The 26,742-nt window shown below is 56.3% G+C and carries 25 protein-coding genes; 7 read left to right on the top strand and 18 right to left on the bottom strand.

What is annotated here, in order from left to right:
* Window positions 1–16 precede the first annotated feature (16 nt).
* Entirely contained in the window at window positions 17–1,747 is a 1,731-nt protein-coding gene (locus DOM32_RS09090; protein ID WP_110633584.1) for an ArnT family glycosyltransferase, read from the top strand.
* An 11-nt stretch (window positions 1,748–1,758) separates the two neighbouring features.
* Here DOM32_RS09090 and DOM32_RS09085 read toward each other — a convergent pair whose 3' ends face one another.
* Window positions 1,759–3,159, bottom strand: coding sequence for an ATP-binding protein (locus DOM32_RS09085; protein WP_110633581.1), 1,401 nt, complete (start codon window positions 3,157–3,159; stop codon window positions 1,759–1,761).
* The gene (locus DOM32_RS09080) at window positions 3,156–3,818 is read right to left on the bottom strand and encodes a winged helix-turn-helix domain-containing protein (protein WP_110633665.1); all 663 of its coding nucleotides are present in this window, start codon (window positions 3,816–3,818) and stop codon (window positions 3,156–3,158) included. Before DOM32_RS09080 ends, DOM32_RS09085 begins: the two co-directional genes overlap by 4 nt.
* A 223-nt stretch (window positions 3,819–4,041) precedes the next feature.
* Between DOM32_RS09080 and DOM32_RS09075 the strand changes: the two genes are divergently transcribed.
* From DOM32_RS09075 to DOM32_RS09060, 4 genes are all read left to right on the top strand, one after another.
* Window positions 4,042–5,664 carry an ArnT family glycosyltransferase gene (locus tag DOM32_RS09075; RefSeq protein WP_157957055.1) on the top strand — a complete coding sequence of 541 codons (1,623 nt, stop codon included), beginning with the start codon at window positions 4,042–4,044 and terminating at the stop codon, window positions 5,662–5,664.
* Between the two features lie 45 nt (window positions 5,665–5,709).
* Entirely contained in the window at window positions 5,710–6,693 is a 984-nt protein-coding gene (locus DOM32_RS09070) for an NAD-dependent epimerase/dehydratase family protein (protein ID WP_110633575.1), read from the top strand.
* Window positions 6,694–6,983: 290 nt separating this feature from the next.
* Window positions 6,984–7,763, top strand: coding sequence for a COG4705 family protein (locus DOM32_RS09065; protein WP_110633572.1), 780 nt, complete (start codon window positions 6,984–6,986; stop codon window positions 7,761–7,763).
* Between the two features lie 43 nt (window positions 7,764–7,806).
* Window positions 7,807–8,436: a VTT domain-containing protein gene (locus DOM32_RS09060; RefSeq protein ID WP_157957054.1), complete on the top strand. Its 630-nt coding sequence runs from the start codon at window positions 7,807–7,809 to the stop codon at window positions 8,434–8,436.
* A gap of 65 nt (window positions 8,437–8,501) precedes the next feature.
* Here DOM32_RS09060 and DOM32_RS09055 read toward each other — a convergent pair whose 3' ends face one another.
* From DOM32_RS09055 to DOM32_RS09015, 9 genes are all read right to left on the bottom strand, one after another.
* Window positions 8,502–10,130, bottom strand: a complete 1,629-nt coding sequence (locus tag DOM32_RS09055) for a phosphoethanolamine transferase (RefSeq protein WP_110633565.1) — start codon at window positions 10,128–10,130, stop codon at window positions 8,502–8,504.
* Complete coding sequence (locus tag DOM32_RS09050; protein WP_244179868.1) at window positions 10,127–10,900, bottom strand: phosphatase PAP2 family protein; 774 nt, start codon at window positions 10,898–10,900, stop codon at window positions 10,127–10,129. Before DOM32_RS09050 ends, DOM32_RS09055 begins: the two co-directional genes overlap by 4 nt.
* Window positions 10,885–11,265: a diacylglycerol kinase gene (locus DOM32_RS09045; RefSeq protein WP_110633559.1), complete on the bottom strand. Its 381-nt coding sequence runs from the start codon at window positions 11,263–11,265 to the stop codon at window positions 10,885–10,887. Before DOM32_RS09045 ends, DOM32_RS09050 begins: the two co-directional genes overlap by 16 nt.
* Window positions 11,266–11,604: 339 nt before the next feature.
* The gene (locus DOM32_RS09040; RefSeq protein WP_478013358.1) at window positions 11,605–13,830 is read right to left on the bottom strand and encodes an SNF2-related protein; all 2,226 of its coding nucleotides are present in this window, start codon (window positions 13,828–13,830) and stop codon (window positions 11,605–11,607) included.
* Window positions 13,831–13,919: 89 nt separating this feature from the next.
* The gene (locus DOM32_RS09035) at window positions 13,920–15,098 is read right to left on the bottom strand and encodes a DUF6094 domain-containing protein (protein WP_110633553.1); all 1,179 of its coding nucleotides are present in this window, start codon (window positions 15,096–15,098) and stop codon (window positions 13,920–13,922) included.
* A 15-nt stretch (window positions 15,099–15,113) separates the two neighbouring features.
* Window positions 15,114–15,710: a hypothetical protein gene (locus DOM32_RS09030; protein WP_110633550.1), complete on the bottom strand. Its 597-nt coding sequence runs from the start codon at window positions 15,708–15,710 to the stop codon at window positions 15,114–15,116.
* 75 nt (window positions 15,711–15,785) lie between these two features.
* Window positions 15,786–16,937, bottom strand: a complete 1,152-nt coding sequence (locus tag DOM32_RS09025; RefSeq protein ID WP_110633547.1) for a DUF3275 family protein — start codon at window positions 16,935–16,937, stop codon at window positions 15,786–15,788.
* A gap of 111 nt (window positions 16,938–17,048) precedes the next feature.
* Window positions 17,049–17,447 (bottom strand): hypothetical protein, encoded by a 399-nt coding sequence (locus DOM32_RS09020; RefSeq protein ID WP_110633544.1) that lies wholly within the window; start codon window positions 17,445–17,447, stop codon window positions 17,049–17,051.
* Window positions 17,448–17,532: 85 nt separating this feature from the next.
* Window positions 17,533–18,069 (bottom strand): hypothetical protein, encoded by a 537-nt coding sequence (locus DOM32_RS09015; protein WP_110633542.1) that lies wholly within the window; start codon window positions 18,067–18,069, stop codon window positions 17,533–17,535.
* A gap of 660 nt (window positions 18,070–18,729) precedes the next feature.
* Between DOM32_RS09015 and DOM32_RS09010 the strand changes: the two genes are divergently transcribed.
* Window positions 18,730–19,968: an AAA family ATPase gene (locus tag DOM32_RS09010; protein WP_110633539.1), complete on the top strand. Its 1,239-nt coding sequence runs from the start codon at window positions 18,730–18,732 to the stop codon at window positions 19,966–19,968.
* Between the two features lie 301 nt (window positions 19,969–20,269).
* On the opposite strand, the gene DOM32_RS09005 is transcribed toward DOM32_RS09010, so the two are convergent.
* A complete protein-coding gene (locus tag DOM32_RS09005) occupies window positions 20,270–20,962 on the bottom strand; it encodes an RES family NAD+ phosphorylase (protein WP_110633536.1) in 693 nt (230 codons plus the stop codon).
* Complete coding sequence (locus DOM32_RS09000; RefSeq protein ID WP_110633662.1) at window positions 20,956–21,357, bottom strand: antitoxin Xre-like helix-turn-helix domain-containing protein; 402 nt, start codon at window positions 21,355–21,357, stop codon at window positions 20,956–20,958. The genes DOM32_RS09005 and DOM32_RS09000 overlap by 7 nt, the downstream gene beginning before the upstream one ends.
* A gap of 253 nt (window positions 21,358–21,610) precedes the next feature.
* Between DOM32_RS09000 and DOM32_RS08995 the strand changes: the two genes are divergently transcribed.
* Entirely contained in the window at window positions 21,611–21,883 is a 273-nt protein-coding gene (locus tag DOM32_RS08995) for a hypothetical protein (protein WP_110633533.1), read from the top strand.
* 50 nt (window positions 21,884–21,933) lie between these two features.
* Here DOM32_RS08995 and DOM32_RS08990 read toward each other — a convergent pair whose 3' ends face one another.
* From DOM32_RS08990 to DOM32_RS08970, 5 genes are read right to left on the bottom strand one after another with little or no spacing between them, the layout of a single operon-like run.
* Window positions 21,934–23,457 (bottom strand): conjugal transfer protein TraG N-terminal domain-containing protein, encoded by a 1,524-nt coding sequence (locus DOM32_RS08990; RefSeq protein ID WP_110633530.1) that lies wholly within the window; start codon window positions 23,455–23,457, stop codon window positions 21,934–21,936.
* Entirely contained in the window at window positions 23,454–23,831 is a 378-nt protein-coding gene (locus DOM32_RS08985) for a hypothetical protein (protein ID WP_110633527.1), read from the bottom strand. Before DOM32_RS08985 ends, DOM32_RS08990 begins: the two co-directional genes overlap by 4 nt.
* Complete coding sequence (locus DOM32_RS08980; protein ID WP_208625350.1) at window positions 23,831–25,258, bottom strand: hypothetical protein; 1,428 nt, start codon at window positions 25,256–25,258, stop codon at window positions 23,831–23,833. The genes DOM32_RS08985 and DOM32_RS08980 overlap by 1 nt, the downstream gene beginning before the upstream one ends.
* 3 nt (window positions 25,259–25,261) lie before the next feature.
* The gene (locus DOM32_RS08975) at window positions 25,262–26,215 is read right to left on the bottom strand and encodes a TIGR03756 family integrating conjugative element protein (protein WP_110633524.1); all 954 of its coding nucleotides are present in this window, start codon (window positions 26,213–26,215) and stop codon (window positions 25,262–25,264) included.
* The gene (locus tag DOM32_RS08970) at window positions 26,212–26,640 is read right to left on the bottom strand and encodes a TIGR03757 family integrating conjugative element protein (protein ID WP_110633521.1); all 429 of its coding nucleotides are present in this window, start codon (window positions 26,638–26,640) and stop codon (window positions 26,212–26,214) included. Before DOM32_RS08970 ends, DOM32_RS08975 begins: the two co-directional genes overlap by 4 nt.
* Window positions 26,641–26,742: the final 102 nt, after the last annotated feature.

Here is a 26,742-nt window from a genome sequence, read left to right as displayed (position 1 = left end):
CGGAATACCATTGCCGATGAAAGAATTCTGGAATGACCCCTCCCAGGCACACTATCGCCGTGCCTGGCTGCTTCTGATGCTATTCGCCGTCATTCTCCTCGGTATCGGTATTGGTCTACGAGACCCGTGGCCCGCCGATGAGCCGCGTTTTGCCCTCAATGCGCTGGAAATGCTGCGCACCGGGCAATTCTGGTTCCCGCATCGGGGAGGAGAGCTCTATCCAGACAAACCCCCAGTCTTCATGTGGGCATCGGCACTATCCATTGCCCTCACCGGATCTGTCCGGCTTGGCTTTCTGATTCCTACCACCTTGGCCGCCCTGGGATGCCTAGTGTTGGTCGTTGATCTCAGTCGACGGCTTTACGGGCGCCGCCTGGCCATCATATCGGGCCTCACGTTGCTGGCCGCATTGCAGTTCGTGCTGCAAGCCAAGACCGCTCAGATCGACATGATGCTGACCTTCTTCACTACGTTGGGCGCTTATGGGCTCCTACGCCACGCGCTACTAGGTCCAGCCAAGCGCTGGTGGTTGATAGGTTGGGCCGCCATGGGCCTTGGAATTATTACCAAAGGTGTCGGTATCCTGCCCCTAGCCCTGCTACCTGCCTGGTTATGGTTAGCTTATCGCGGCAGCGTGACACGCATCGGCATAAAGGATCTGCTTCAGGGAATCAGTGTGTTGGTGCTATGCATCGCTGCCTGGGGCGTACCGATGATCATCATGGCGACAACGAGCGGAGATCCTGCGCTCGCGGCCTATCGCGACAATATTATGTTCAAGCAGACCGGTCAGCGCTACGCGGAATCCTGGGCCCATCTTGCGCCCTGGTATTACTATTTATTGGAAGTACTCCCGTGGGCGTGGATGCCGCTCGTACTCGCATTCCCCTGGGCCATACCAGCCTGGTGGCGGCGCCTGCGTCGTGGCGATGCCAGAATCATATTGCCTCTGACCGCCGTCGTGCTAATCGTGATTTTCTTTTCGCTGTCGCCGGGCAAGCGCGGTGTCTACATGTTGCCGACTCTGCCACTGCTGGTGATGGCGCTAGTCCCGCTGGTGCCAGGTCTCCTTGGCAAACGCCAGTTGCATTGGCTGGGCTTCGCGCTATTGGCCATCCTGGGGAGTGTATTCCTTCTGACAGGCATTCTGGGGGCGTCAGGCCTGAACGCATTGCAACGCGTAGCCGAACGTCATGATGTGGTCCCCTGGGCATGGTGGATCACCATTGGCACGATCGCCATGGGATTGCTGCTTGGCTTTCGTCCACGCCGTGGCCTTTGGGCACTCGGTGCGTGGCTAGTCGTTTTCTGGGTGAGCTGGTCTACATGGGGCTACGCATTACAGGACCCGGCTCGTTCTCCCCGAGACATGATGGCGAAGGTCGTTCAGATGACTGGCAAGGGCGCCTGGCTCGCCATGCCGGACTATGACGAAGAGTTTCTGCTCCAGTCACGTCAGCCCAGTGTTCATTTTGGCGATGGGACGCGTAACCGCGATCAATTCAGTCGTGCTTTTGCCTGGCTTCAGGCCGACTCAAGTCGCTGGATGCTGGCGATCCAGCGTGAGGCCGAGGATTACGCCTGCATCGATCGATCGCAGATGCATGACTTGGGGGTCCAAAATGGCGACACGTGGTGGCTGATACCGGCAGGCGCCGTCAGCACCTGCCGAAGTGATGCTGACGCGGCGCCGCTATTCGTGGCACCCACCACACTGCCAGACAAACAGCATGGCCCTAGCGTCTAGTTGCCAAGGATTCAAATACTGGGATCATGCCAATCCAACCTGGCAGAAAGTCCCACTACAGGACGATTCTCGAGTGTCAGCGTTATTCGCTGACGCTCGGCGATCTCCATCACAATCGCCAACCCAAGGCCACTCCCGCTGATATGCTGATTGGCGTTGCGCTGAAAACGCTGTTTAACTAAATCAAGCATGTCGTCGGGGATCCCGGGACCCGAGTCTTCGATGACCATCCAGGCAAGCCCGGATTCGCCTCCCCAATTTACCGCCACCTCGCCACTAACCGGGGTATAACGCAGCGCATTATCCAACAAGTTACGAATCAGTATCCCCAATTCCGTCCGGTTGCTCAGAACCCATACTGAACCGCCATCTCCGACGTCTATCACTTGATGACTGGCTTCCGCCTGGGACCAGGCGTCAGCAACCAATTCGAGAATCAGCCCGGAGAGATTTACCTTCTCTCCCGCGGGCTCTTCATCGCTAATATCCAGGCGCGCCAACAGCAGTAACTGCTCCACCACTCGCTGTAGCCGCTCAACACCCTGATACGCTTTGTCTAGGGAGCTTGTATCACCGTGACGTGCGTTATCCAGGTGAATCTTCATAGCGGCCAACGGCGTGCGCATTTCATGGGCCGCGTCTGCCGTGAAGCGTCGCTCACGTTCCAATGTGCTTGCCAATCGAGAGATGAAATCATTGAGCGCCCGATGTAGCGCTTCCAGTTCCCGAGGTACCCACATATGGATAGTACTGAGATCTTTCTCGTCGCGAGCCTCTACCTGACGAGAAAGCTGGTCTATCGGCTTTAGCCCTCGGCGAACGAAGTGAGCGATCAGCCAAAACAGAATCGGTAAGGCAAAGATGAGTGGGGCGAGGTTGCCCATCGCGATCTTATTGGACAGCTCACTTTGGAAGGTCTCCCTCAAGCCAATACTGACCCAGCGACCATCCTTCAGTTGCAAACTGAAGACGCGCCACAAATTGCCGCCGTAGGATTGCGAACGATGTCCTGTTTTATCGGGCGCGGGGAAAGCACGATCCGGCTCATTCCAACGCGCGCCCATTAGAATAGGTCGACCCATGGAATCCCAGAACCCCATCGACAGCACCCGCTCTTCATCATCGTAAAGATTCGAGTTACCGGAATTGAGCGTAAAGCGATTAGACGGGTCAAACCACCGAGCGAAGTGTCCCGGCTGGGACAGCTGTCTGGCGATCATTGCATATTCATCGCTTGAGGTATGAACGCCCACCAGCGATGCAACGATTCGAGCCTGCACGCTCAGTTGGGCATCAAAAATTTCTTCCATTTCATGGCGCGTTATATAATAGGCAGCGGTGACTGCCAAGCCAATGACCACCAAAAGGACGACTGCTAGAGTTATATTCAGATAACGTCGAATGGATTTCATGTTGCATGGCTATCAAGACGATAGCCAACCCCTCGAATAGTCATTATAAGCTGCTTATCAAGTTTGCGTCTCAAGTGATGTATATGAACTTCAAGGGCATTGGAACCGATTTCTTCGCCTCTATTATAGAGCTGATTTTCAAGTTCGAGACGTGACATCACCTCGTCCCGGTGACGGGCAAGCTCGAGCAACAACGAAAATTCTCGCCGCCCGAGGTTGATGGGAGTTCCGTCCCAACTGACCTGATGCCCAAGTTCGTTAATTGACAGGCGCCCCAAGGATAGTGGCTGGGCGAATTCTCCCCCTGCGCGCTGGGTCAATACACGAATACGGGCAAGAAGCGGCTGAGAACCAAAGGGTTCGAGCATGTAATCATCTGCTCCCGCATTGAGCCCCAGGATATACCTTTCAACATCATCCCCTCGCGCGAAGATCAAGATGGGTAGCTGAGAATGAGACCTCACCTTCCTCAACACGCCCAATCCATCGACATCAGATAATCCCAGATCAAGAATGAGCAGTAAGAAAGGTTCAGAACGAACTCTCTGTGCAACCTGCTCGCCTTCGGTCAACCAGGTGACACGATATCCTTCGCGAGCGAGCATCGCTTTAATTTTCCTGCCCAGAAGAAGGTCGCTTTCCGCCAACAATACGTTCATTGTATTCATGTCCTCCCTAGTCATGCTGACATTCTCCCGAAATGTCATAGACTGGATTGAGGCACAGGCAGCTTAACGCTGTCTTATCGCAGGGGCGGTGTCAGAACTAAGTTAGGTCGAAAACGTTAATTTTAACTTTAGGTCACTCAATAATTTTTCGTTAAGACTCGTCCCTCAAGGTAGGGCTGAAATCAAGGTTCCATCTGATGACCTGGGTACCAATTTGGCAAGTTCAAGACGCTTCTATGTCCGGCTCTGGGAAGCCAAGCATCGCGATACGCTTATCATCGCTTTCTTGTGGTTGATAGCAGTCGCTGGAGCCCTGACACGTCCTTTTTTACCCATTGACGAGACACGTTACGTCTCTGTTGCCTGGGAAATGTGGCACTCGCATTCCTGGTGGGTGCCATTGATGAATGGCGAGGCGTACGCCGATAAGCCCCCTTTGCTGTTCTGGTTGATTCATATTGGCTGGGGGGCGTTTGGCGTCAACGACTGGTGGCCTAAGCTCATAGGCCCCCTTGCGTCTCTAGTGGCGATGATCCACCTCTATCGAGTCGCCCGCCGCCTGGGCTACGCTGGCAGTCGAGCACGGCTCGCGCCTATGTTGATGATGGCGATGTTGATGTGGAGCCTTTACAGCAGTGCCTTGATGTTCGACATCCTATTGACCGCCTGCCTGCTGGGCGCTATCAGCCCCCTGATCCAAGGACAATTGACCACGCGAAAAAGTCTCGTCAGCGGAGTCTGGCTAGGGCTGGCACTGCTGGCAAAGGGACCTGCCGTTTTTATTACTCTCGTGCCAATCCTTCTCGCTATGCCCTGGTGGCGCGAGACGCAACTGGGACGCGAGGGACGTATGCGGCTAGGACTATCGCTCTTGATCGGCACGAGCATTCTGTTGTGCTGGGCCCTCTCTGCGTCCTGGCTGGGTGGCAGTAGCTATGGCCGGGAACTGCTTTGGGGCCAGAGTGTCGATCGGCTTCATGACGCCATGGCCCACGCACGCCCATTGTGGTGGTATATACCATGGCTGCCGCTGATTACGTTCCCCTGGATGGTGTGGCCGGCTACATGGCCACGTTTGCCACGTTTTCGATATCAACGTCTTGCATGGGTGTGGCTTGTCATTCCTTTGATAGTGTTCTCGCTAATCAGTGGTAAACAAATCCACTATTTGATGCCGTTAATACCCGCGCTAGCGCTGGTGATAATGGACCGTATCGGTCAAAGCGAATTGGACTCCAATGTTCTCAGCAGAACCCGAGCGCCAGCACTTGCCATCGGTCTACTTGGGGTGGTCGGACTATTGCTGATGATATGGGGTAAAGGAGCCATGGGGCCCTCAACCATCTCTCCGCTCGGCGCATTCGCTCTGATCGCGTGGGCCTGCTTACTCTGGCGCTGGCGCTGGACTTCCGGCCGAGCGGCCGTGCGAGGAATAGCGTTAGGCACCAGTCTCGCCGTGTTGATCGCCACGCAATTCATGCTGGGCCCCTTTTGGAATCGCTTCGATGTCAGACCACCGAGTGCGCTGCTGGCGCAACTGGAATCACAAGACATACCGGTGGCATTCAATGGCGATGGATATCAAGCGACATTCCAGTTTGCGGGGCGACTAAAGCGCCCTCTTATGACCCTGGACGGTTCAACCACAGGAATGTGCGAATTTAAAAAACAGTTCCCGTCAGGCTGGATCGTCGCCCGGAATCGAGATGTCAATCATCTCATTGTCGATGACAATGCCGCCCACACTTTCAAGTACCGTGGGGGGCAGCTGGTCATCGTTCCCGTTCATGCCCTTTTTCCAAGCGGATACGAAGCCGACTGTTCCGGACACAGCTAATCGGACAGCGAAGCACATCCGTGTGATTTAACGTTAGGACCTATAATGAAAATTCTCGTCACCGGCGCGGCTGGTTTCATCGGCTTTCACCTTACGCTTCGGCTCGTCAATGACGGCCCCGCCGTCGTCGCGCTTGATAACCTGAACGACTACTATGCGGTGTCGCTTAAGGGGGCTCGCCTTGAACGGCTTGGAGACGTGCCTTTCCATACCATCGACATCGCCGATCTGAAAGCGCTGGATGCGCTATTCGCCCAGGAAAGATTTACCCATGTCGTTCACCTGGCGGCCCAGGCCGGCGTGCGTTACTCCGTCGACCATCCTCATGAATACGGTCTCAGTAATCTAACCGGCTTTCTCAACATCCTCGATGTCTGCAACCGCTACCAGGTTGAGCATTTGCTCTACGCGTCGTCCAGCTCGGTATACGGTCGACAAGAAACATTGCCCTTTCGGGAGACCGACGCAGCCAACCAACCGGCTTCGATCTACGCTGCGAGCAAACGTGCTAATGAAATGATGGCATACAGCTATGCAGATCTGCATCGCCTACCGGCCACAGGTATGCGTTTTTTCACGGTTTACGGTCCTTGGGGCCGTCCGGACATGGCACCCTGCATGTTTGCCGCGAGCCTGCTTCGGGACGAGCCCATCGACGTATTCAATCATGGCCGGATGGCGCGAGATTTCACCTACATCGACGACGTGGTGGAATGCATTGTGCGCCTTCTGCCTCTTCCTCCCAGGGGGCAGGATTCCGCGCCACATGAGATCTATAACCTGGGTCGGGGTGAACCGGTCGCACTGCTCGATTTCGTTGAAACTCTGGAATGCGCGATGGGTGCCACGGCAACCAAGCATTTTAAACAAATGCAACTCGGCGATATTGAGAAGACCTGGGCGGACACCGAGAAACTTAGATCCGTCATTCACTACACCCCCCAGATATCACTGGAGGTCGGTATCGAGCGTTTCGTGGCATGGCTCGAGAACCATCGCGAACTGCTATTGGAATCGGTAGGCGCTTGAGCGAAAGTCCATGTGGCATATTTGCATCGCAGTCGTAGATATGGCTATGTCCTTTCCTGACCTAACTACAACATACGCGAAAAACATACTTCTCCAGCTTCGCCATTCCTTACAATAGCCGATTCTGAGCGGGCGCATCATAGAATTTGCTTTGCAGAAAATCTGTAACTGTATCCGTACCGCTCGAATTAAAGCTGCCGTGTCTCATAGTCATCAGGTTTAGATAAGCCTTGCACCCCATCCTGCTGGTCACACCACTAACGGTGTCGAAACGGGAGTATGGAGGGATGATGACCGATAACACCCAAGGCTTCAAAGAGCCGCTGATCAACAAAGTGCCGCAGGTGACGCTACTGTTCTGGATCATCAAAATGATGTCAACAACAGTGGGAGAAACCGGTGCTGACTTTCTTAATTTCAATCTAGGCTTCGGGCTAACGGCAACGTCTATTATAACGGGCATTTTGCTGGCAGTCTTCTTGGTCACGCAAATCAGGTCGAGTCGATACACTCCATGGCTCTACTGGAGCACTGTATTACTGATTAGTGTTTTTGGCACGTTGATTACTGACAACTTGACAGACCAATTCAACGTGCCTTTGGCAACATCTACAGAGACATTCAGCGCGCTACTAGTGGCGACCTTTGCCGCTTGGTACAAAGTAGAAAAGACGCTATCCATTCACTCAATATTTACACCCCGTAGAGAGATATTTTATTGGTCTGCGATTCTCGTTACCTTCGCGCTAGGCACAGCGGCCGGTGATTTCATTGCTGAAGGCATGGGTGTCGGATATGACCATGCAGTGCTGTTATTCGGCGTATTGATTGCCGCCATCGCGTTCTCACATTTTATTCTAAAAGCTAACGCTATTCTGACATTCTGGATCGCATATGTCCTGACACGCCCGCTAGGCGCCTCTTTGGGAGACCTCCTGTCACAACCCACATCGAATGGAGGCCTGGGTTTGGGGACGACCTTAATCAACGCCTTATTTTTGCTGACCATAGTAATGCTAGTGGGATACCTCACCATTTGCCAAAACCGCAAATTACGAACACCAGCCTAACCAACGGTCATCGCCACACCGATCAATGAACAGAGGGCGAACAATGTCATTTATCACCGCAATCCATGAGTTCACCAGCAGTAGTGGATTGATAGACCTCTTCCAGAACAACTGGCTATTGGGTTTATCACTGATTTTCGTCATCATTTTCTGCGAGACAGGCTTTGTCATACTCCCTTTCTTGCCGGGGGACTCCTTGCTTTTCTCGACAGGGGCATTTCTCTCGGCGACCGGACATTCGCTTTGGTGGGCCGGAATTTCCACCATATTGGCCGCCGTTCTTGGCGACATGACAAACTATACAATAGGGGCATCCCGTGTCGGACAATATCTCAGGCAGCGTAAGTGGATCAATCCACGACACATTGAGAAAACAGAACAATGGTACCAACGCTATGGCGGTGCTACCGTTTCAATTGCTCGATTCATTCCCATCGTGCGAACAATAGCGCCTTTCCTGGCAGGAATGTCGAAAATGGAAATAAAGCGGTTTGCCGTGTACAACATATTAGGCGCTTCCTGCTGGTGTATGCTGCTAATCGCTGCAGGATATTGGTTAGGCAAGATAGATTGGGTACAAAAGCACTTTCAGTGGATGACCTTAGGGATTATCGTCATCTCTTTAGTCCCAGTGGCAATACACTTCTATCCGAAAAGCAAAACTGCTTCTTGACCATATTTGACGATTATTCTATTAACTAAAATAGGCATGGGCCCTCTCGGGGCCCATGCCGCATCTCATGAGGATTGGCAGGAGGCTGCCATATCCAGCTTGGCGTCGTAAACATCCGTTTTGACTTGCGCCAAGCCCAAGATGGTGTGGAATAGATTGGCGTGACTGTGATGAGATCCGGCAGCTGACTGAATGCAGGCGTAATCGATACCCTCGTCGCGTCGAATGTTCTTGGAGAGCCACCAAATCATTGGAACGTGTGTCTGCTCGTCCGGCGCAATCAGATAGGGTAAACCGTGAAGGTAAACACCGTTTTCCCCTAGAGACTCTCCGTGATCAGAGGCATACAGCATCGTCGAATCGTAGTTATCCTGTGTTTCCAGGTAGTCGATGATGCCGGATAACACATGGTCATTGTACAATATTGCATTGTCGTAAGCGTTCTTGATGCTTTGACCGGCACATTGGCTCAGATCGTCTTGCTGGCACACCGGAGTAAATTTTTCATAGGCTTTGGGATAACGCTTGTAATAGCTGGGTCCATGATTGCCCATCTCGTGCAGGACGATAACAGTATTTTTCTTGAGATCCTTCGTTTTCGCCTGTAATTCCTCCCTCAGTGCGTCATCAAAGCATTCCTTCTGATCACAGCCCGGCGTATGGGTCGATGAATCCAGCTTGATATTAGGTACTCGATCACAAACACCTTTGCAGCCGGATTGATTGTCTACCCACAGCACGTCATAGCCTGCCAGCTTCAGAACATCCAACAGTGACTCATGCTGGTTGATAGCACTTTCGTCGTAATTTTCTTTTCCCCAAGGCGAGAACATGCACGGAACCGAAACGGCTGTACTCGTGCCACAAGAGGTCACGTTGGGGTAGTTAATAAGATCACGCTTGGCAAGCTCTGGAGTCGTCTGCCGAGCATAGCCGTTAAGGCCCCAGTTGGCGGCACGGGTGGTTTCTCCGACAACCATGACAATCAGCTTGAGCTTATCACCGCCCTCGTAGGTCGCTTCACCGGTCAAGGCGATTTTCGTCTCGATCTTATTTTTCTGGCTAGCTGTTAACACCCTGGCTAATGAGACAACATAGTTGCCGGGCGTCAGAAGATACCTCATCTCCGGATTGTTACGCATTTCTGAGGCCAAACTTTGATAAATAAACAGTGCGCTGCCGATCAGCAAAATAACACCGGCAAAAAAATAACCGACCTTCCTCAAAATCGTGACTTTCCAATCGCTCCTGGAAACCTTGAATCTCAGCAGAATTAGAATAGGCAATCCCGCAAATATCAGCAGGTGCTTGAATAGTCCAGCCGTGAGAAGTTCGCCTGCCTCACGAGAGTCAGTCTGAAGCGTATTCACCACCATCGTCGTATCGAAATAAGTATGATAGACAGATGTGAAATAGCTCACACTGGCGGCCACCATTATCAACACTCCCAAAACAGGCTTGGCCGTGTATCGAGTCGCAAACAACATATAAACGATGTACTGAACAAGAGTCATCAGTACACCGTATCCTATTAAGGTCAGCCACGACCCGGGCAATGCCGGAGAATGCAAATCCAGCACCTTCTGCCAGAAGGCATTGTTATAAAATAAGGTAAATGCTATCGAGACGATCAACGTCAATAGTTCTGGACTTGCCGTGGGGCGACGGCTCAGTAAACCAATGAACTTGTTCATTCCCCCTCCTTTTTGACGTAATGAGTGGGGGCCGAGGCTTGTCGAACGATTTCTGGCGTCCGCGTCACGGATTCAGCCTGGGGGCTGACCTTTCTTAATATCAGCCAACCCAAAATGGCGCTGCATGACCAACAAATCATGAGCGTAGACATATCGTGCGATAAGAAATGCGCCCCCCTGAGCTGCTGGTCGATCCCGAAAGCCAATCCCATGCCCAGGCCTATCGCCAAGCCAACATACTTCCAACCCGGCGCCATCACGGTGAAGAAAAAATACAACGCAACCCAGGCATAGCCGGCGCTCGCGTGCCCCGCAGGAAAACACGCCGAGTCAGGCATGCTGGCCGGACGACTTTCAAACAGACCGATAAAAGGGAAATCTCCACCATAACGGGCAAGATCCCAAGGGCATTCCATGCTGATGGAGTTCTTGATGAGGCTCACAATCACCGTCGACGAAGCGACGGAAGCAACAAGGTACAGCAAAGGTCGACGCCAATGGCTGAGACTGCTTTTCACGCACGCCGTCACGGCAAACCCAATCAGCCCGACTCCCATCAATTCGCTTAAAAGTCGCCCATCGTCATGCAAGATCGATTTAGTGATGATGTTGTCTTTCAACAGCCACTGGCCACCCTCCCATTGGTAGAGATAATCAGCGATATAAAAATCGATTCCATAGAGCTGGAACAGCAGCATTAGCGCAATAAAAAAAAGCCATCCATAAAACAATCGCAACAGATGGCTTTCGAAACCTACAGAAGTATGCATAGCCATACCCCTGCCATCAGCAGCAGGCTTACCAAGACCGCTGCCGATCCCATATCTTTCGCGCTACCGCTCAGAGGGTGAAACTCCAAGCCAATTCGGTCCACCACGGCTTCTAAAGCGGAATTTAATAATTCAACGATGATGACCAGCACTGCGGTACCAAAGAGCATGGCTCGCTCCAAACCTGAAACATTAGCCATCAAGACCACAGGTAAAAGCAGAACACATAATATGATTTCTTGCCGAAACGCCGCCTCCTGCTTCCAAGCATGCCTGAGCCCGAATAACGAATATCTCGTTGCGAACAGGATCCTCATCAGCCCTTTGCGTGAAGGAGCTACAGGATGATCAGTCGTTGTCTTCATTTAAACATGCCCCCTCGGATGCCATAGGGTCGGCGCCCAAAACTCGGCCCGACTCCAGTTGGGGCATATTGGTAGTCGTGTCTTAAGAGAAAATTATTGTCACTTTTATATTTTTTTCCTTAGCTAAGACTTTTTTAAGAATTACCCTATATGTCAATGTCGACTGTCCCGGCAGCATTCCAAGAGAGCGATGGGCGAGGGTTTAAGACTACTTTGGTATGTTCCCCGGTCCTACCAACCACGCTTGCTTTATCATGAATCTGCTACCGGCTCATATCCCCAATATATAACCAATAAAAACCCCTCCGAAGAGGGGTCGGGTTGAGGTCAATATGAGCATCACGCGACCAGTTGCCTGGCCAGTTCCATCTCGACCGACTCGCCATCGCTGTTGAGCGCATCGAGCCCGGACTCAGGGATGTCTCCGGACGTGCTCTGCGCCACGGCGATCTTACTGGCCATCAGCCGCAGACAGGCGATTTGTGAGGTCTCGGCGTAGCCGAAGAACACCACACGCACCGCCCGGTGCTGACCGATACGCCAGGAGCGCCTTGCCGCCTGCTGCAGCGTGTAGACGTTCCAGCCGGTCTGCATGAACGCGATCGTCGGGAAGTCGAGAAGGTCCAAGCCGGTCTTTACCAGTTCCGGGTTGGTGATCAGTACATCGATCCCCTTCTCGACCTGATCCGCGATCCAGTCCTCGCGCCGACTGGTATCGACGCTCGAGCGCAGCACAGCTACCTTCAGCCCCGCCTGCTCGAGCACCCACTTCAGGCGACTCGTCGTGTCGCGCTTGCCAGTGTACGTGGAGTAGACCAGCACCTTGCGGCCCTCGGCCTTCTCCGACCGGCATAGCTCGACCAGCTCGTCCTCCTTGGGCATCGTCGACGTCTCGTCAAAGATCGACTTCGCGAAGCTGATCAGCTCCCGCGAGCGCGGGTGCTTGACCGCCTCCGGCCGAAAACAGCAGTCAGGCCACGCCAGTAGCACGTTGAGCACCACGCCCAGCAGTGTGGTGTCCTTGCGTACCAGCGCTTCCTTCAACGCCTGTGTCAGCTCTCCAGAGAGCCTCTCATAGGCGCTGGCCTGGCCGGACGACATCGGTACTTCCACGAACTCCTCGTCATACGGTGGCAGCACATCGCCACCGATGTCCTTGAGCTTGAGAAAGACGGTGAAGGGCAACACGTAGCGCAGTATGCCCTTGGGACCGAAACCCGGTGCCTTAACCGTGCGCACCGAGGTTTTCCGTCCCTTCGCCGTTTTGTGTCCAGCCCCCTCTCGCTCCGAGTAGATGTCCTTGAGAACACCGTGCTCGCGCATGAAGGCCATGGAGGCCGCTCCCAGAGAGTTACGCTGGGGACGGTAGCCGTCCTCGATCATCACCGGCGTCAGGATCCGGAAGAGCAGATAGAACAGGTCGTCGGCGTAGCCGCCCATCAGCGTGCCGGTGAGCAAGAGCGTCTTACATGCTTTCGCTGCCAGTACGCCCATGGCCTGGCCCTGGGCCGACCCCGCGTTTTTGTACTCATGCCCCTCGTCGACGATCAGCAGGTCAAAGAACTGATCGGGCAGATAGCGCTTTATGAACTCGCTTGGCTGGAAACCACCCTCGCCGAAGCCGAACTCAATATTCGCCATCGCCCGTTCCATCCTCGTCGCCTGTCGATCGTTGAACACCAGGTCGCCGTTCTCGTCCATCAGGTTGATGAACTCGTGCACATTGTCGGCCAGCATCGACGAGAGAAACGCCTCGCCGAACTGGTCGATCAGCTTCTCCGATGTCACCTTACCGATCGTCGGAATGCGCTGCAGCGCCTTGAGCACCGAACGACGGCGGGCATCCCCTTTGGGCTGCCGTTGGCGTATGAGTGTCCAGAGCTGGCCACCACATCCGGGGCACGCTTGCTGACGCTCGGTCTGCTGAAACAACTCGAACCGAATCGGCTCATTGTCGTTGTCGAGGATCATGCGGCCGCAATCCGGACACGCGGCGAGGCGACCGGCAATGGTACGCTTCGGGGTGACCACCGGTACCCAGTGGAACCCCATCCGCATCCGCACGCGACCCAGTACGAAGAACTCCGGCCGGCCATCGTCTGGCTGCCCCAGCTGTTCGCGCAGTTTGAGCAGCTTCGCCAGCGTATCCGGTCCGTTGAGTACCCAGACCCGAGCTTCGGGCACCGTCTCAAGGATCTCGCGCCGCCACTTGTAGACCAGGTGCGGCGGCGAGACGATCAACGATCGACGATAGCCTTCGGTCGCCATCACGGCGGCGACGGCGATCGCCATCATCGTCTTGCCGGTTCCCATCTCGGCGTTAATCACACCGGCACGCTCGTTCTGATCCAGCAGCAGCGCGCAGATCGCGTGAACGACATCCGCCTGTGCCGGAAACGGCTGGCGTGCCAGCGCGTTCATCACCGCCTGTCGCGCCAGGTTCCCTCGGCCGTCGTAGACCGGGGGGTGGGTGTGGTTGAGCGTATCCAGAAGACCGTCGCCGAACTCGTCGATGAAATCATTTAGCGCGATGACGTTATCCGGTGCTGTGCATTGCATGTTCATGTCCATCTCCATAGAAAACGGACAGAACACGCCCCTACGGGCGGTATTCTGCCCGTAGGGGTTGGCTCGCCCTGGGCGAGCTTGGTTGGTTATGCCGTCTCGGCGTCCGTGTCGGCAGGTTCAGGTTGTGCCGGTGCTTCCTGCGCCGGCGTCGAAGTGATCGTGAACAGTCGACCCTTGTCGGGAGAGTCCGGCGTCACGTCCCAGGCCATGATGGCCGGCACGAAACGATCGGTCAGAATCCGACGCTCGCTGATGTTGCCATCGGCGTCTTCGTCGAACTCGACCTTCGAGGACTTCTCCTTGAAGGTGTCGCCCTTCACGACCAGTTGACGTCCCGACCGCGAGGTCACGATGCCCGATATGCCTCCCGCTGCCAGCGACAGCGCCAGGTGCCAGCTCGAAAGCCGGCGCAGCGGACGTCGTTGTGTAATCCCAGGTGTCCAGAACGCGAGGTTGAAATCGGGCCATAGCCCGCCCAGTTGATCGATCTCCTGCTCCAGTTGCTCAGGTTCCAACGACACGCGGTAGCAGTGTGGCGTGCTACCGATCGCCGGCGGCACATCATAGAGACCATCACACCAGATCGAAGGCAGCGGCTCGGGCTTGAACTCTCCCAGCCCGATTTGCTGCAACATCTTCCTGATCGTTTTGGCCCTATCATTGGCCAGTAGTGCATTGCGCTTCGTGCGAACGCCAAAGATGACGACCTGCTTGAAGGTATCGACCGCGGCCTCGAACGCAGTGACGCGATCGAAGTGCTGGCTGACCCAGCTCGACAGCTCATCGTCGAAGACGTAGTGCGGCACGATCATTACCAAGATCCCGCCGTACTGCAGCAGGTGAACACAGCGCTGGTAGAACAGCTTTTCCAGCCGCTGCCGGCCCTTGCCGGCGTACCCCTTGCTGCCGCCGGTCTCGCTGACGAGATCGCCGTAGGGTGGGTTGAAGAACATCATGCCGAACGAGCGAGGCGAGATAACGGTATCCATCAGATCCGACTGGATGCCGACATCGACCAGGCCCTGCATGTGGCGTGCTCGCTCGAGATCGTACTCGATGCCGTAGGCGTCGGTTCGTTCTCGGCCCAGCCGGTGAGCGCTTTCCAGAATCGCGTGCCCTTCGCCAGCGCACGGATCCAGAATGCGCATACGCTGGTCATGCGAGGTGCCCAGTGCCTGGAGGATACGATCAATCGTGTCCTCGTCGGTCGGGTAGTAGCCGTTCTTGGCGAAGTTGCGCGCCAGGCGTGGAAACATCAGAGCCATGATGGCCTCCCGGGTTCATTGCGTGGCGAGATCGCCGGAGTGAATGAGCTGACCGATAGCGTCCTGAACGCTGGCCAGCGAGAGATCGATCCAGACACCGGATAGGCGCTCGGACGTCTGATCGAGCATGCGTATCGCGCCATGCTCGAGGAGCAGCTGGACGACCGTGGGCCGCCAGTGATCCAGCAACGGAAACGCAGCGAGATCCCGCAGACGCGACCAGAGCATTGCGCTTTTGTCCTGACGTGGGTCTCGTTCGTTGAAGATGGCGTAGCACTGACGATTCGCGCGATCCGGATCCTGACAGCGTTGATCGAACAGCCAGAGATTCAACAGGCTGCCGAACCGCGTCTGCCGATAGGTCCGCGTCGTGCGCTTCGCCAGGCGCTCACGGTCCAGTTGTAGAGCGACCGACTGGCCATCTCGCTGGAGCGTGATCCCCGTCCAGCCGCCTTCGGCGATGGGCAGGGTCAGCTTGGCCATTAGTTCGTGAATGGCGGTATCCCGCCCCCACAGGGACAGAAAAACCGCGCGGTCGCCATCGGCGACGTAGCTGTCCAGAAAAAGCTCTGGCGCCTCAGATAGACGCCAGAGCGGTATTGCAGTCGACATGCTGCCTCCATCGAAAAGCATGGGGACGAGCTGCCCCCAGGGGTAGTCATCGCCCCCGGGGGTTGAATGTCAGATTCAAGCCGCTTCCACAGCCGAATAGGTCCAGGTTTGTGACGTGGCATCGAATGCGTAGCCCATCTGCTTCAGGCGAGTGACCTGGGCACGGAAAGTGCCCCGATCGACCGTGGGGTCCAGCTTGACGCTGTCGCCCAGCGGCCATTGGTGCCCGAATAGCTCGATGTCCTGATCATCCGCCTGCGGTCGGCGCTTCGGCGTGGCCGTGGCGCTCTCCTCTTGCGGTTGATCCGGCGATGCCGGCGTGCGGTTTTCCTGATGCGTCTGCTTCAGGAATTCCGCTGCCAGACGTGCCGCACCGGTGGCGCGAAAAATGGCCTTCTTGTCCGCCTGCAGCACGCTGATCCAGCTGGCGATGTAGGCAGCGTCAAATGCCTCGTTACGAATGCCGAAGTGCCCGCACAGAAAGGCAGAGCCCAGCTGCGCGACCAGCTCCTCGAGCGCGTAGCGGTCGGAGCCGAACGGCTCGGGATCGGTAATCCCGATGCGTGCCAGGCGCGATTCGTGCCCAGTCGCATGAGTCAGTTCATGCAGTGCGACGCTGTAGTAACTATCCGCGTCGTGGAACCGCTCCTTCGCTGGCATCAACACCCTGTCCTGCCGGGGGTAATAACCTGCGATCTCGCGATCCAGTGAGTGCGTCACTTTGATGCCACAGCCGTCAATGAAGTCGTCCAGCGCATCCACGCTGTCGAATCCCTCGACCGACGTCGCCGGCGGATTCGTGACCTCCTCGGGCAGCCCGTCACACTGATCCACATTGAAGAGATTGAAGCCCCGCAGGATGGCGAAATGCTTCTCCCTGGGGTTGCCCTCCTCGTCCAGCACGGGTTCGCCGGCGTCATCGACGATCTCGCGCTTCATGGGTTTGTAGAAGCACGCCAGGGTGCTCTTCTCTCCCTTGCGTACCGTCCCCCCGGCCTCTTTCGCCTGGCGAAACGTGAGCCAACGGTCTTGGGAAAACCCTCGGCCCTCGGCCTCGCCCCAGAGCAGTGGCACATTGATGCCGCTGTACTGTCGACCGGAGACGGCGTTGCAGGGTATGAGTGGCGTTCGGCTGGCTGGATCCCAGGGCTGTCCGATACCGGGCATATGCCCTTGCTCGAGACTGTCCAGAATCCGATCGGTGATCGCCTGATAGATGTCGGCCATCGTCGAAACCTCATGATAACGACCGGAACGCCCCACCGGGAGCGAATCCCGGTCGGGGTGGAATAGGAAAAGCCCGTCGCAACGGGCTTATGGATGTGGAATAGCGTGTGCTCAGGCAGCCAGACGATCACGTCCGGACAGCGAGAACACCAGCGTCTGCTTGCCAAGCTGATGCTCCAGCTCGACATGGACGCCGACGAACAGCGGTAGCAATAAGCCCCCGGTGCGATGCGGTGCCGCTATGTCGAGATCGAGCGATCGACTGCCTGCAGGTGCTTTCGATAACTCCTCTCGAGCCTGCTCCAAGAACGCATCGAGGCGCTCCATCCAGTGCAGCCCCTCGAGAGCCGTGTGCGATGTGCCAGCCGTTTCGAAGAGCGCAACCACCTCGTTGATGAGGGGCTGCTCCATCTGCACCATCACGTCGCGACGATCGGGGCAAAGCCCCAGACGTTGCGCCTTGGCGGTGAGATCGATACGGACGTTGGCGTTGTGCGTGTTGCGATTCATGGGTGCTTCTCCTCGGGAACAAAAAAGGGGAAGCACCTCGCCCCATAGGGAAGGAAACTTCCCCATGGGGTGGATACCGCTTGGTTTATGCCGACAGAACGTGTGCCTTCCAGGTATGGCGATGCGTGTTCACCTGACGGTGATCCACGACCTTGCCCTGGTCATTGCGAACCGGCTCCTTGACGACAACCGCTTCACGCCCTAGGAACTCGAGCGCGACGGCATCGCCAACGGCCAGCGGGGTCTCATGCGCCACGCGCTTGAGATCGATCCCCCACACGGTCTTGTCGTCACCACGCTCGGGCCGCAGCGTGATGTAGTAGCTGAGGCGGTTGGCCTCGTCGAACTGATAGGGCGCGCTGCCATGGGCAACGATCTCTCCCTGGTGTGTCGCGCCACGGCGATGAGAGACCGATCCCGTCTTCACGGAATTGGACGTTTCATCGTCATTGCCAGAGGCGCTACCACCGAAGCCGAAGCTGATGAAGCCAAGGCGCTTTAGCACCACCAAGGCGACCAGCGTCAGCCAGATCCACCGGAGTGGGTCAGGAATGACCTGTGGCAGCATGAGCGGAATCAGAACGGAGAACAGCAGGGCTCGAGAGCCTTGGAAAGGATTCATAGTGCAGCTCCAGTGGATCGGGTCCGGGAGATACACCATCCCCATCCGAGGGAGTGTGTTCCCCCGGATGGGTGGGTCGGCGCAAGGCCGAAAATTCGGAAGTGGCATCCAGCTCAGGTGAGCGCCGTCTCTCGGGATGCGTTAACGGCTTCGGGAATTGCCCGAAGGCAAAAGGCGTCACTGATGACCGTCAGTGACCAGCGGCTTGCATCTTGAGGATAGCTGGACCGGATCCAAGGCTGCAAGAGCCAGTAATCGAACCAGCACTGCCCTGCCTTGGCTTGATACCTAGGACGGCCTTGGACTGATGCGATGGTCTAAGTGACTGGTACTTCAGAGAACATTAATTTACATTCTTAACATTAGGCAAAGAATATAGGCTGGTTGGCCATCAGATGCTATGGGCTGACGATCTGCATCAGCTGAGGCCGCTTTCGACCCAAAGCTGACATGGCGGCAAAAGTAGCGGGCACGTTCTTCGATGTTATTCAGCTGTCGCGATGATCAGTGTTATACTGCGAACCTATGCTTAATATTTAAGTGTCTTAGTCGGTTAGGTGACTCGCGGCGTGCTGTATAATATTTTTGAATGTGCGTGTGCTTCCATCCAATATCAGAGTGTACTGTCTAAGCACTGTTTACACAGCCACGGGAGAAAATGTGTCAAAAATAAATCCTTTTCAGCCAAATAGTCCGGTAGCTCCAGGTATGTTTGCTGGAAGGCTTGATGAGATTCAGGCCTTAGAGAAAGGTCTCGAGCAGACAAAATATAGTAATCCAATGCATTTTCTGGTTACCGGAGAGAGGGGTATTGGGAAATCATCCTTGTTAAACTATCTGAAGCCACTGGCTGATGGCAGTATAAAGAGCCCTGATTTTGAACGTTTCAATTACATCCTAATAAGCATAGCCATCTCTGAGAGAATGAGCTTGGTTACTCTTATTAAGTTGATTGAAAGAAATATAAAAAGACAAGTTGGGAAAGTAGAAAAAGTCCGTAATTTTTTAGATGATACATGGGAGTTTATACAGCGAATAAAAGTTATGGACTCTGGTGTTGATAAAGAGCAGAGCTCAGAAGATCCGGACTTGATTATAGACGATTTGGCTTACTCTTTGTCCCGGACGTGCTCAAGGCTAACCGCGCCTGAGAAGGATGAAGAAAGAAAAGATGGAATAGTTTTTTTCATAGATGAGGCGGACAACGCCTCACCTGAGCTTCGAATTGGTTATTTTTTTAAGGTTTTAACTGAGCTTTTGCAACAAAATGGTTGTAATAACATCATGTTTTTGGCTGCAGGGCTACCGGATGTGACGGAGAAGTTATACAGTTCTCATGAGTCATCTCTTCGCATTTTTTCGCAGCTTAAGATAAAAGAGCTATCACCTGAAGATCGTTACTACGTTATTGATCGAGGTGTCGAAGAAGGTAATAGAGTAAATGATGAGAAGACAACCATAACAAGGGAAGGGAAAGAGCATATTTCAACCCTTTCAGAGGGCTATCCTCATTTTATTCAGCAATTTTCCTATTCCGCGTTTGAATTCAATAATGACGGTGAGATTTCAGCTGAAGACGTATTGTCGGGAGCATTTAATCCGGGGGGCGCCCTTGACGCCATTGGTTCCCGTTATTACGCTTCTCGCTATCATGAGCAAATAAAGTCCGATGAATATCGTGAGGTTTTAAGCATTATGGCTGAAAACATGAATGCTTGGACTACAAAAAAATATATAAAGGAAAAATTTTCAGGTAGTGAGCAAACACTAAATAATGCATTGCAAGCTTTAACTAGCAGAAAAATAATCCTTCGCAATCAGTCGAAGCGTGGGGAGTACAGGCTGCAGCAAAAGGGGTTTGCGCTGTGGATAAAGCTATTTGGTGAACGCAAAAAATAGTGTAACCATGGGCTGCAGCCGACCGGTTTGCGCTAGCGCGTCAACCGGCGGCTGAGCCCAGGAGCTATATCAGCATGGTCTGAAAGTCCGCTTCTGGCCGAAACCCGACGCTGAAGGTGAGTCTCTGAACTGGAAGACACTCAGTAGCGACTACCCATGGAGCCGCCCTTTGGCCCTTTCCCTCGCCCGGCCCTTTGGGGTTGCCCTGTCCAAACAACTGGATAACCCCCTTCCCCTTACTCACCCTTCCCTTCCATCCCTTTGCTTGAAGCCCTTTATCCTTTCCTCGGGGGGTACTGCCTCAGGGCTGACTTACGATATTGACCGCTGTGACTCCCTGGTTCCAGATCATCTCAAGATGGGAGGACTGCACGATCGAGCGAACATAGCGCGGGGTCATGAGGCCCCAGCACCGTGCGCCCTCTTGCCTAACGGAGGGGTACCTGATGCCAGGGACCTTATGCGCGCTGGCTGCGGCGCCAAGCGCACGACTGGCGGTGTAGTCGTTCGGAGCAAAAATGGGATCGCCCAACGGTAATTGACAGAGGTCTAGAAGTTCAGCCTCAGAGAACTCGCAAACCAGTTCACGGAATACGAAGCGGTCAAAGTCTAGATCAGGCACGTTGTGCCAGTAGACCTCCTGGTGATGGCGAACCTCGGCGATGGCCGTATCCAGGCAGTCAGCCAGGTACAGCACTCCGAAGCTCCCGTCGCTGAATCGCGAACCGCTGGTATTGAGGTGGGTGAACGGAGCAACCGCGTAGGAGCAGCCCGCTATGCCGAAAGGAATGTCTTCTCGGTCGATGAGTCCGAGATCGCCTGTCTCAGCCTGCAGCCGAGGGTTGGTGAGCGCCTGGAGCTGATGCAGCGCGTCGAACTCTTTCTCGTCGGCCACGTCATCGAACAGGCTGATCGGTGGAAACTTGGAGTTGACCAGTCGATGCGCTCGGCGAGTCTCTGCAGGCAGTCGTGGTATCTCTTCAAGTCTTACCACTGGGCGCCCCGCAGGCCGTCGATGCGCTTGAAGGTCTCGTAAAGCCCCGGAAGACCGGCGCGAGTCATCGACTCCAAGGGGGTGAGGCCGTTGAAGCCAGGGTTGTGGTTGGGCATGTTCACAAAGCCATACACGTTGGCTGGGTTCTCGAATAACGTCCTCAGCGCAGCGTGGATATTCAGCACCAGACTGACCCGCGTCAGCTGATCAGGATCGATGTTCACCTGCCAATCCTGGCCGGCGCGTTTTGCGCGGTTGTAGGTGCTGCGAGAAATACGCAGGACCTCAGAACCCTGGTCCTGGGTGGCACCCCATTTTTCCAGTATCTTCACCGCAGCGCGTAGTCCTGAAGTGTTGCGCGCCTTGTCGTTGGCCAGATTCTCTACGGCTATCATGTTTGCCTCCTGATCTACAGACACAAATATAAACTTTGAGTATCCCAGGATCAAGATCCTATAGTTGTCGAGGTGGACAACAAACCCTAATCTCTGGAGTCTTGGCCGATGCCTAAGGGCCGTCGGGACGGATCTGGTGCCTGCCACAGCAGTCTCGGTTGACATTGCGGTCGAGGCCGATTAGGCCTTGCCGTTCATTATCACCCGGGGTAGTCTGAATCCATACTCCGCATCAGTGCATGGGAGATGGCCCATGAAGCTCACAGAACTCGTCACTACCGCCAAAGGCCGCAAGGCTACCGCGAAGCTCGCGTGGGACCTCGGCAAGATCACAGGCAAGGTGGCGGTAGCGGGAACAGCCGGACTGGCAGCGACATTTATTGGCAAAGCTGCGGTCGATAACGTGTCGGGACACGACAAAGACCACGTTTGGAGTGGCCCACTGGACGTTGAAGATGGCTTTCACACTTTCGGTCCAGATGGTCCTGGCTACTATCAGGGCGGTTACAACTTGGATAATGAATAAGGGCCATACTGTACCAGCCCTTATTCAAGCTGTGTCAGAGAGCCGTAACCTCAACGGCCTTTAGTAGCAACTTTCTCAGCAGTGCTACTCGCTTTGTCTCCAGCGCCTTTCGCACCAGCGGTTCCAGTGGTTAGTGACTTACCAACTCCCTCACCAACTTTCATCCCCGCCCAACCAAGCGCTGCAACCCAGATCCCCGGCAAGATCAAGAACGTCGCCCACTCAACGAAGATCAGCACCAGCTTGTCATAGCCGTTCTGCGCCGCTGCGACGAACGACATCTTGGCGGCGTCCGAGCTGTAGAGCAGATTGATCAGGTTTGCGTTGATCCAGCGTGCCAGCTCCCACCAGAAGGTCAGGAACCATAGCGCAAACAGCCCGAAACTCGCAGTGCCAGCCACCTTGAACGAGTAGCCGGAGATCGTCATCACGAACGGCAGACAGATCACCACCGCCATGATCAGAATGTACTGCACCATAGGCAGCGCGCGCTTGAGCATGTCCATGCCGGCCTTGCCCAGCACTGCGCCCATAGCGCCGCCCACACCACCGGCGACCATGGACAGCCCATCCTCGATGCTCGTGCCATCCAGATTGCCATAGCCGGTGACAGCGATGTCCTGATTGCCATTGGCGGATCCGGCGCGCTGACTGATCAGACGCCGAATGACCTCTCCCTCGGCATCCGTGGACGAAAAGATCGAGCGGACGCCATCCCAGATACCCGGATCGACCTGATCATGCAGACGGGCGTAAAGGCCGCTCTCGCCGTTCTCCCACCACTGCCGGCAGCTCGGATACCCGGGGCGCCCAGGGCCAGTGCCAGGACGTGCCTGGTCGCGATTGGCATCGTAGGGGAAGCCCGCGATCGGCCGGCCGGCATAGAACGAGTCGTAGTAGCCGGGGGTATCGAGGAAGTACTCGCTGCCGAGCCAATCGACGTCTTGGGCTTCGAGCGCCTCGATCGAGCCACCTTGCTGGAACAGCAAATTTCGCGCCGCTCCATAGCACTGTTGCTGGAACTCGCCCAGTTCCCGCTTGAGTCCGGGGTCGGTGATCTCCTGCGCATCGATCTCGGAGGTAATGGCCTGTAGATCCGGGCTGCAGGGAATGCTCGAGACGGCAACGTTGGTGACACCCTTCGAAACGGCATGCACGAGTGCCCACCAGAGAGGGATCTCGGCGGACTGGCCGTCGATCGAGTTGAGAGTGTTGCTCCCCCACTGTCCCTGACCAATGACAGCGACACTGCAGGACTGACCACTGCCGTTGGTCCGCTCGACGGCGTTCACCGGGTTGAACGACAGACTCATCATCGGCACGCACGTGAAGACATAACAGATGACCATGGCGTAGAGCCGGGTCTCGATGCGCGCGATCAACAGCACGCCCTTGTTACCCTCGTCCTCCCCTTCCTGACGCACCTTGAACCACTCTGATACGATCAGTGCAACAAACGGAACCAGCGCCAGGCCGGTCTGCATCAGCGATGACCACAGGGCGTTGTTCACGACCCAGCCGATCATCAGCATGACCATCTCGAAGTAGTCGCTGACGTTCAGCTCCGCGCTCATGATCTACCTCCCAGCCAGTCGAGCACGTTGAACAGCTCGATGCCGACCATGACGACCAACGTCAGGCTCTCGAGACGCTTGAGACGCTCACGCGCCGCCTCCCCTCCATCCCGATCCTCACCGAGACGAGCCAGGACACGCGGCTTCCAGAGTTTCAACCAGGCCAGGATGAGTGCGGCATAGCACGCCCAGCGCCATAGAAAGAGCCATGGCAGCGCGGCCTGCTTGGCCGCGGCAAAAGCTTCACGACTCCCCATCAACTGAATGGCCAGCGACACGACCACGCCGCTGAGCAGGAATACACCGATCAAGGCGACCACGAACACCACGGGGGATGGCCACCGACGAGGGTCGATCAGTTTTGTCGGGCGCATCACTCACCTCCCTGCAGCGGCTGGCCGCGCTCATCGAGCACCGGGGACGGGAGAGTGGTCTCGTCCGGACTGGATCCCATGGATCGATTGGCCGCGCGACGCAGTGCCTGCATAGCCGCGTTGCTCGACAGCGATTTGCGGATCTCCATCTCGCTCTGTAGCAGTTCGATGTCGCGGTTGAAGGCATCGACCTTGCGGTCCAGCGCGGTCATGCCCTCGGGATTACCTTCGATGCCGGGATCACTGGAGCCCGCGATCAGCGCGCGTCGTGCCCACATGGCCTTGGTCAGGGTGCGAGCCAGCGCCATCTCGCTTGAGAGGCGTTGGGCCAGCAGCGGCCCCTGGGGATCGCTACGCATGGCCTCGATCACGCCGCGCGATACGGCCAGGCCATTGCCGGCGGAGACGTCGTTGAGCTTCGACTGGGTGATCTCGCCACCGTTGAGCATGCCGACCAGCGTCTCGTGAATATCGCTCTGCTCGTCCTCGAGTTCTCGGATCAGCCCGGTACCGGCGATGGTCTCGGATTTCTCGCAGCCGTCGCAGGAGCGCAGCTCGGTATCGCCGACGATCTTCCTGGTCCACTCGGCGGCGGCGGAGGGCGATCCCCAAACGGTACACATGCCGCCCTGACAGTCGTTACCGCTACCACCTGAACCGCCATTGCCGCCGGCGATGCCACCACCGCCGACCCAATCCCCGCTCGAGGTCGCCACCGATCCCCAGCCGTCGCCCCCACCGGATACTGACTCGTCACTCGTGGGATCGGTGCGACCGTACAGCAGGTTGTACCCGGCCTTGGCCGTGTCCTCGACCACCCTCATCGGCTGCTGACCACTGCCGCCACGCTTCTGCCCGCCGACCCAAGTCCGGCCAGCGTTGCCAGCCTGGGCTTCGGCTTGCTCCTGGGCTGAGACGGCATCCGTGTTGCCGGCCGCAATGTCCTGCCAATTCTCTGCCATCGCCGCTTGCTGCATCTGGCCACCGATCGTGGCATCGGCCAGCTGCTCGGACATGCGCTGGCAGGAGAGCTTCGACTTGTCGAAATCGAGCCGCCCCTGCATGACGCCGTTGGTCAGCAGGTCGTAAAGCGCAGGATTGGAGCGCTGGATGATCATCGCGGGCAGGCTGGCCACCGCGCCAGTCGCATTGGAGACCACGCTGCCCATCATGTTCTGGAAGCCGTTGGTGACGCCGTTGAGCTGGTTACTCACCGTCGATCCCACGTCAAAATTGCCGCAGGTGGCATTGACGTCCCAGCTGACACCGAGTCCCTGCACTCTGGGGCCATGTCCCAGCCCTGCAGAGGCACCAAACGGGGCGGCACCCCCGATGTCGTAATAGAGGCTGTCCGCGGACTGCGCCTGAGCCAGCAGCGGTGTCGCGAGAGCTACCGAGAGGGTCAGCGGAATTAGGGTTCGTTTCATGGCTTACTCTCCGGTGAAGTACAGCAATTCCTGGCCGCGTTTCTTGCAACAGCGATAGGGCCGCCACAGCGCCCAGGCGTAGTCGCCCGGTTCCTGCAGCTGATCGTTCTCGCCACCGTCGGGAAAGGTCGAGCAGGACATGCGCATGTTGGGTGCCAGCTCCTGCCACTCGTGGGTCTCGGCATCACCCTCCTTGACCGGATCCGGCCCCCAAATGCCGTTGCTCTCGGAATCCCGGGCGATGAGGGGCTGATAGACGTGAGGCTGTCCGCTGCGCGTCACGACGTCGGCAGCACGCTGTGCCGCCGTCGCCGCAACCTTGTAGTCGTGGGTCTGGGAGACGAAGCCACTGCGCGGATAGATCGGGCTCCACAGATCGCCCATGCTGCCCATCTCTCGCATCCCCGGTGTCAGCGCTTCGGGGTAGGCCATCTCCGGCACGCCAGAGCGCCAGGCCAGCGCATCGAGGGTTGAGATGAAGTACGGCATCAGCGGTTGCGAGTTGCTCTCACAGAACCAGCCGAAGCCGCTGGCGAAACGATAGAACAGCTCCGAGGGATGGCCGATCGCGTCGACGTTCTTGAAATGCGTGTTCGAATGCTGCTGCGCGACGGACTCGCGCGCGGATCCACCGCCCAGGGCGTCACCCGTCGGGGGAGACAGCATCGCGATCTCGGCCCAGGGATTCTCACCGGTGTTCTCGTAGGCGCTGACGACCAGTTCGGGGATGTAGTGCTTCACCCGGATCGAGGTTCGTACTGTGCAACCCCAGGCCGAACAGTAGAGCCAGGCGCACATGCCGATGACCTGGTAGTCAAGGCACTGGGTACTCATCGACGACTGGAGGATCTCCGGCGTCGTGATCGCCTGCGCTCGGGGGGCGCTCGTCATGCTGGCCAGCCCGACAATCAGCGCGAAGGCAACGGCAACAGGCAATGTCGTGAGAGAACGCTTCATGGTTGCTCTCCCCTCGCCTGTTCGATCTCCTCGAGCGCGCGTGAGATGTCCGGCTCGCCGTACACCACGTACTGGCTGTCGACCACCACGGCTGGTACTCTCTCGATGCCCAGCATCCAGGCACGAGCCACCCCCTGATAGAGCTGGCCATAGTCCTGCAGCGTCCGCTGCCACTCAGGGTCGTTCATGCGCGATTGCAGCATCTGCTTGGCACGTGACGGATCAGCGGGAAGATCCTGTGACAGCCGAGCGTCGAGACGCGCCGGCGCATCCAGTTCGACCACGGCGGCAGCGCTGGGCACGTTGACGACTGGCTCACCCGCAATCGTAAACACCTCGACGCCGGCGACAGCGGCCTGACCCCAAGCCAGCAGGCAGAGCGATGACAGCACGGCAAGTGGCCGCAACTGAGGGAAGATGGACATGGACGGGCTCCCACGGCGGTATCAGCACACAGGTGTACCGGGTGGGAGGCCATGGGGCAGTAGAGAATGTTAAGCCGATCGGATAGGGTTTTGGCTGAACCC

The organism is Salinicola salarius, assembly GCF_003206135.1.
Classification (GTDB): Bacteria; Pseudomonadota; Gammaproteobacteria; order Pseudomonadales; family Halomonadaceae; genus Salinicola; species Salinicola salarius.
Note: the sequence above shows the minus strand (reverse complement) of the source record. Positions and strands in the feature narration are given on the sequence as shown.

Coding starts and splice junctions, on each gene's coding strand:
- DOM32_RS09090 (WP_110633584.1), top strand. CDS start 17: ATGAAAGAATTCTGGAATGACCCCTCCCAGGCACACTATCGCCGTGCC.
- DOM32_RS09085 (WP_110633581.1), bottom strand. CDS start 3,159: ATGAAATCCATTCGACGTTATCTGAATATAACTCTAGCAGTCGTCCTT.
- DOM32_RS09080 (WP_110633665.1), bottom strand. CDS start 3,818: ATGAACGTATTGTTGGCGGAAAGCGACCTTCTTCTGGGCAGGAAAATT.
- DOM32_RS09070 (WP_110633575.1), top strand. CDS start 5,710: ATGAAAATTCTCGTCACCGGCGCGGCTGGTTTCATCGGCTTTCACCTT.
- DOM32_RS09065 (WP_110633572.1), top strand. CDS start 6,984: ATGACCGATAACACCCAAGGCTTCAAAGAGCCGCTGATCAACAAAGTG.
- DOM32_RS09060 (WP_157957054.1), top strand. CDS start 7,807: ATGTCATTTATCACCGCAATCCATGAGTTCACCAGCAGTAGTGGATTG.
- DOM32_RS09055 (WP_110633565.1), bottom strand. CDS start 10,130: ATGAACAAGTTCATTGGTTTACTGAGCCGTCGCCCCACGGCAAGTCCA.
- DOM32_RS09050 (WP_244179868.1), bottom strand. CDS start 10,900: ATGCATACTTCTGTAGGTTTCGAAAGCCATCTGTTGCGATTGTTTTAT.
- DOM32_RS09045 (WP_110633559.1), bottom strand. CDS start 11,265: ATGAAGACAACGACTGATCATCCTGTAGCTCCTTCACGCAAAGGGCTG.
- DOM32_RS09040 (WP_478013358.1), bottom strand. CDS start 13,830: ATGAACATGCAATGCACAGCACCGGATAACGTCATCGCGCTAAATGAT.
- DOM32_RS09035 (WP_110633553.1), bottom strand. CDS start 15,098: ATGGCTCTGATGTTTCCACGCCTGGCGCGCAACTTCGCCAAGAACGGC.
- DOM32_RS09030 (WP_110633550.1), bottom strand. CDS start 15,710: ATGTCGACTGCAATACCGCTCTGGCGTCTATCTGAGGCGCCAGAGCTT.
- DOM32_RS09025 (WP_110633547.1), bottom strand. CDS start 16,937: ATGGCCGACATCTATCAGGCGATCACCGATCGGATTCTGGACAGTCTC.
- DOM32_RS09020 (WP_110633544.1), bottom strand. CDS start 17,447: ATGAATCGCAACACGCACAACGCCAACGTCCGTATCGATCTCACCGCC.
- DOM32_RS09015 (WP_110633542.1), bottom strand. CDS start 18,069: ATGAATCCTTTCCAAGGCTCTCGAGCCCTGCTGTTCTCCGTTCTGATT.
- DOM32_RS09000 (WP_110633662.1), bottom strand. CDS start 21,357: ATGATAGCCGTAGAGAATCTGGCCAACGACAAGGCGCGCAACACTTCA.
- DOM32_RS08995 (WP_110633533.1), top strand. CDS start 21,611: ATGAAGCTCACAGAACTCGTCACTACCGCCAAAGGCCGCAAGGCTACC.
- DOM32_RS08990 (WP_110633530.1), bottom strand. CDS start 23,457: ATGAGCGCGGAGCTGAACGTCAGCGACTACTTCGAGATGGTCATGCTG.
- DOM32_RS08985 (WP_110633527.1), bottom strand. CDS start 23,831: ATGCGCCCGACAAAACTGATCGACCCTCGTCGGTGGCCATCCCCCGTG.
- DOM32_RS08980 (WP_208625350.1), bottom strand. CDS start 25,258: ATGAAACGAACCCTAATTCCGCTGACCCTCTCGGTAGCTCTCGCGACA.
- DOM32_RS08975 (WP_110633524.1), bottom strand. CDS start 26,215: ATGAAGCGTTCTCTCACGACATTGCCTGTTGCCGTTGCCTTCGCGCTG.
- DOM32_RS08970 (WP_110633521.1), bottom strand. CDS start 26,640: ATGTCCATCTTCCCTCAGTTGCGGCCACTTGCCGTGCTGTCATCGCTC.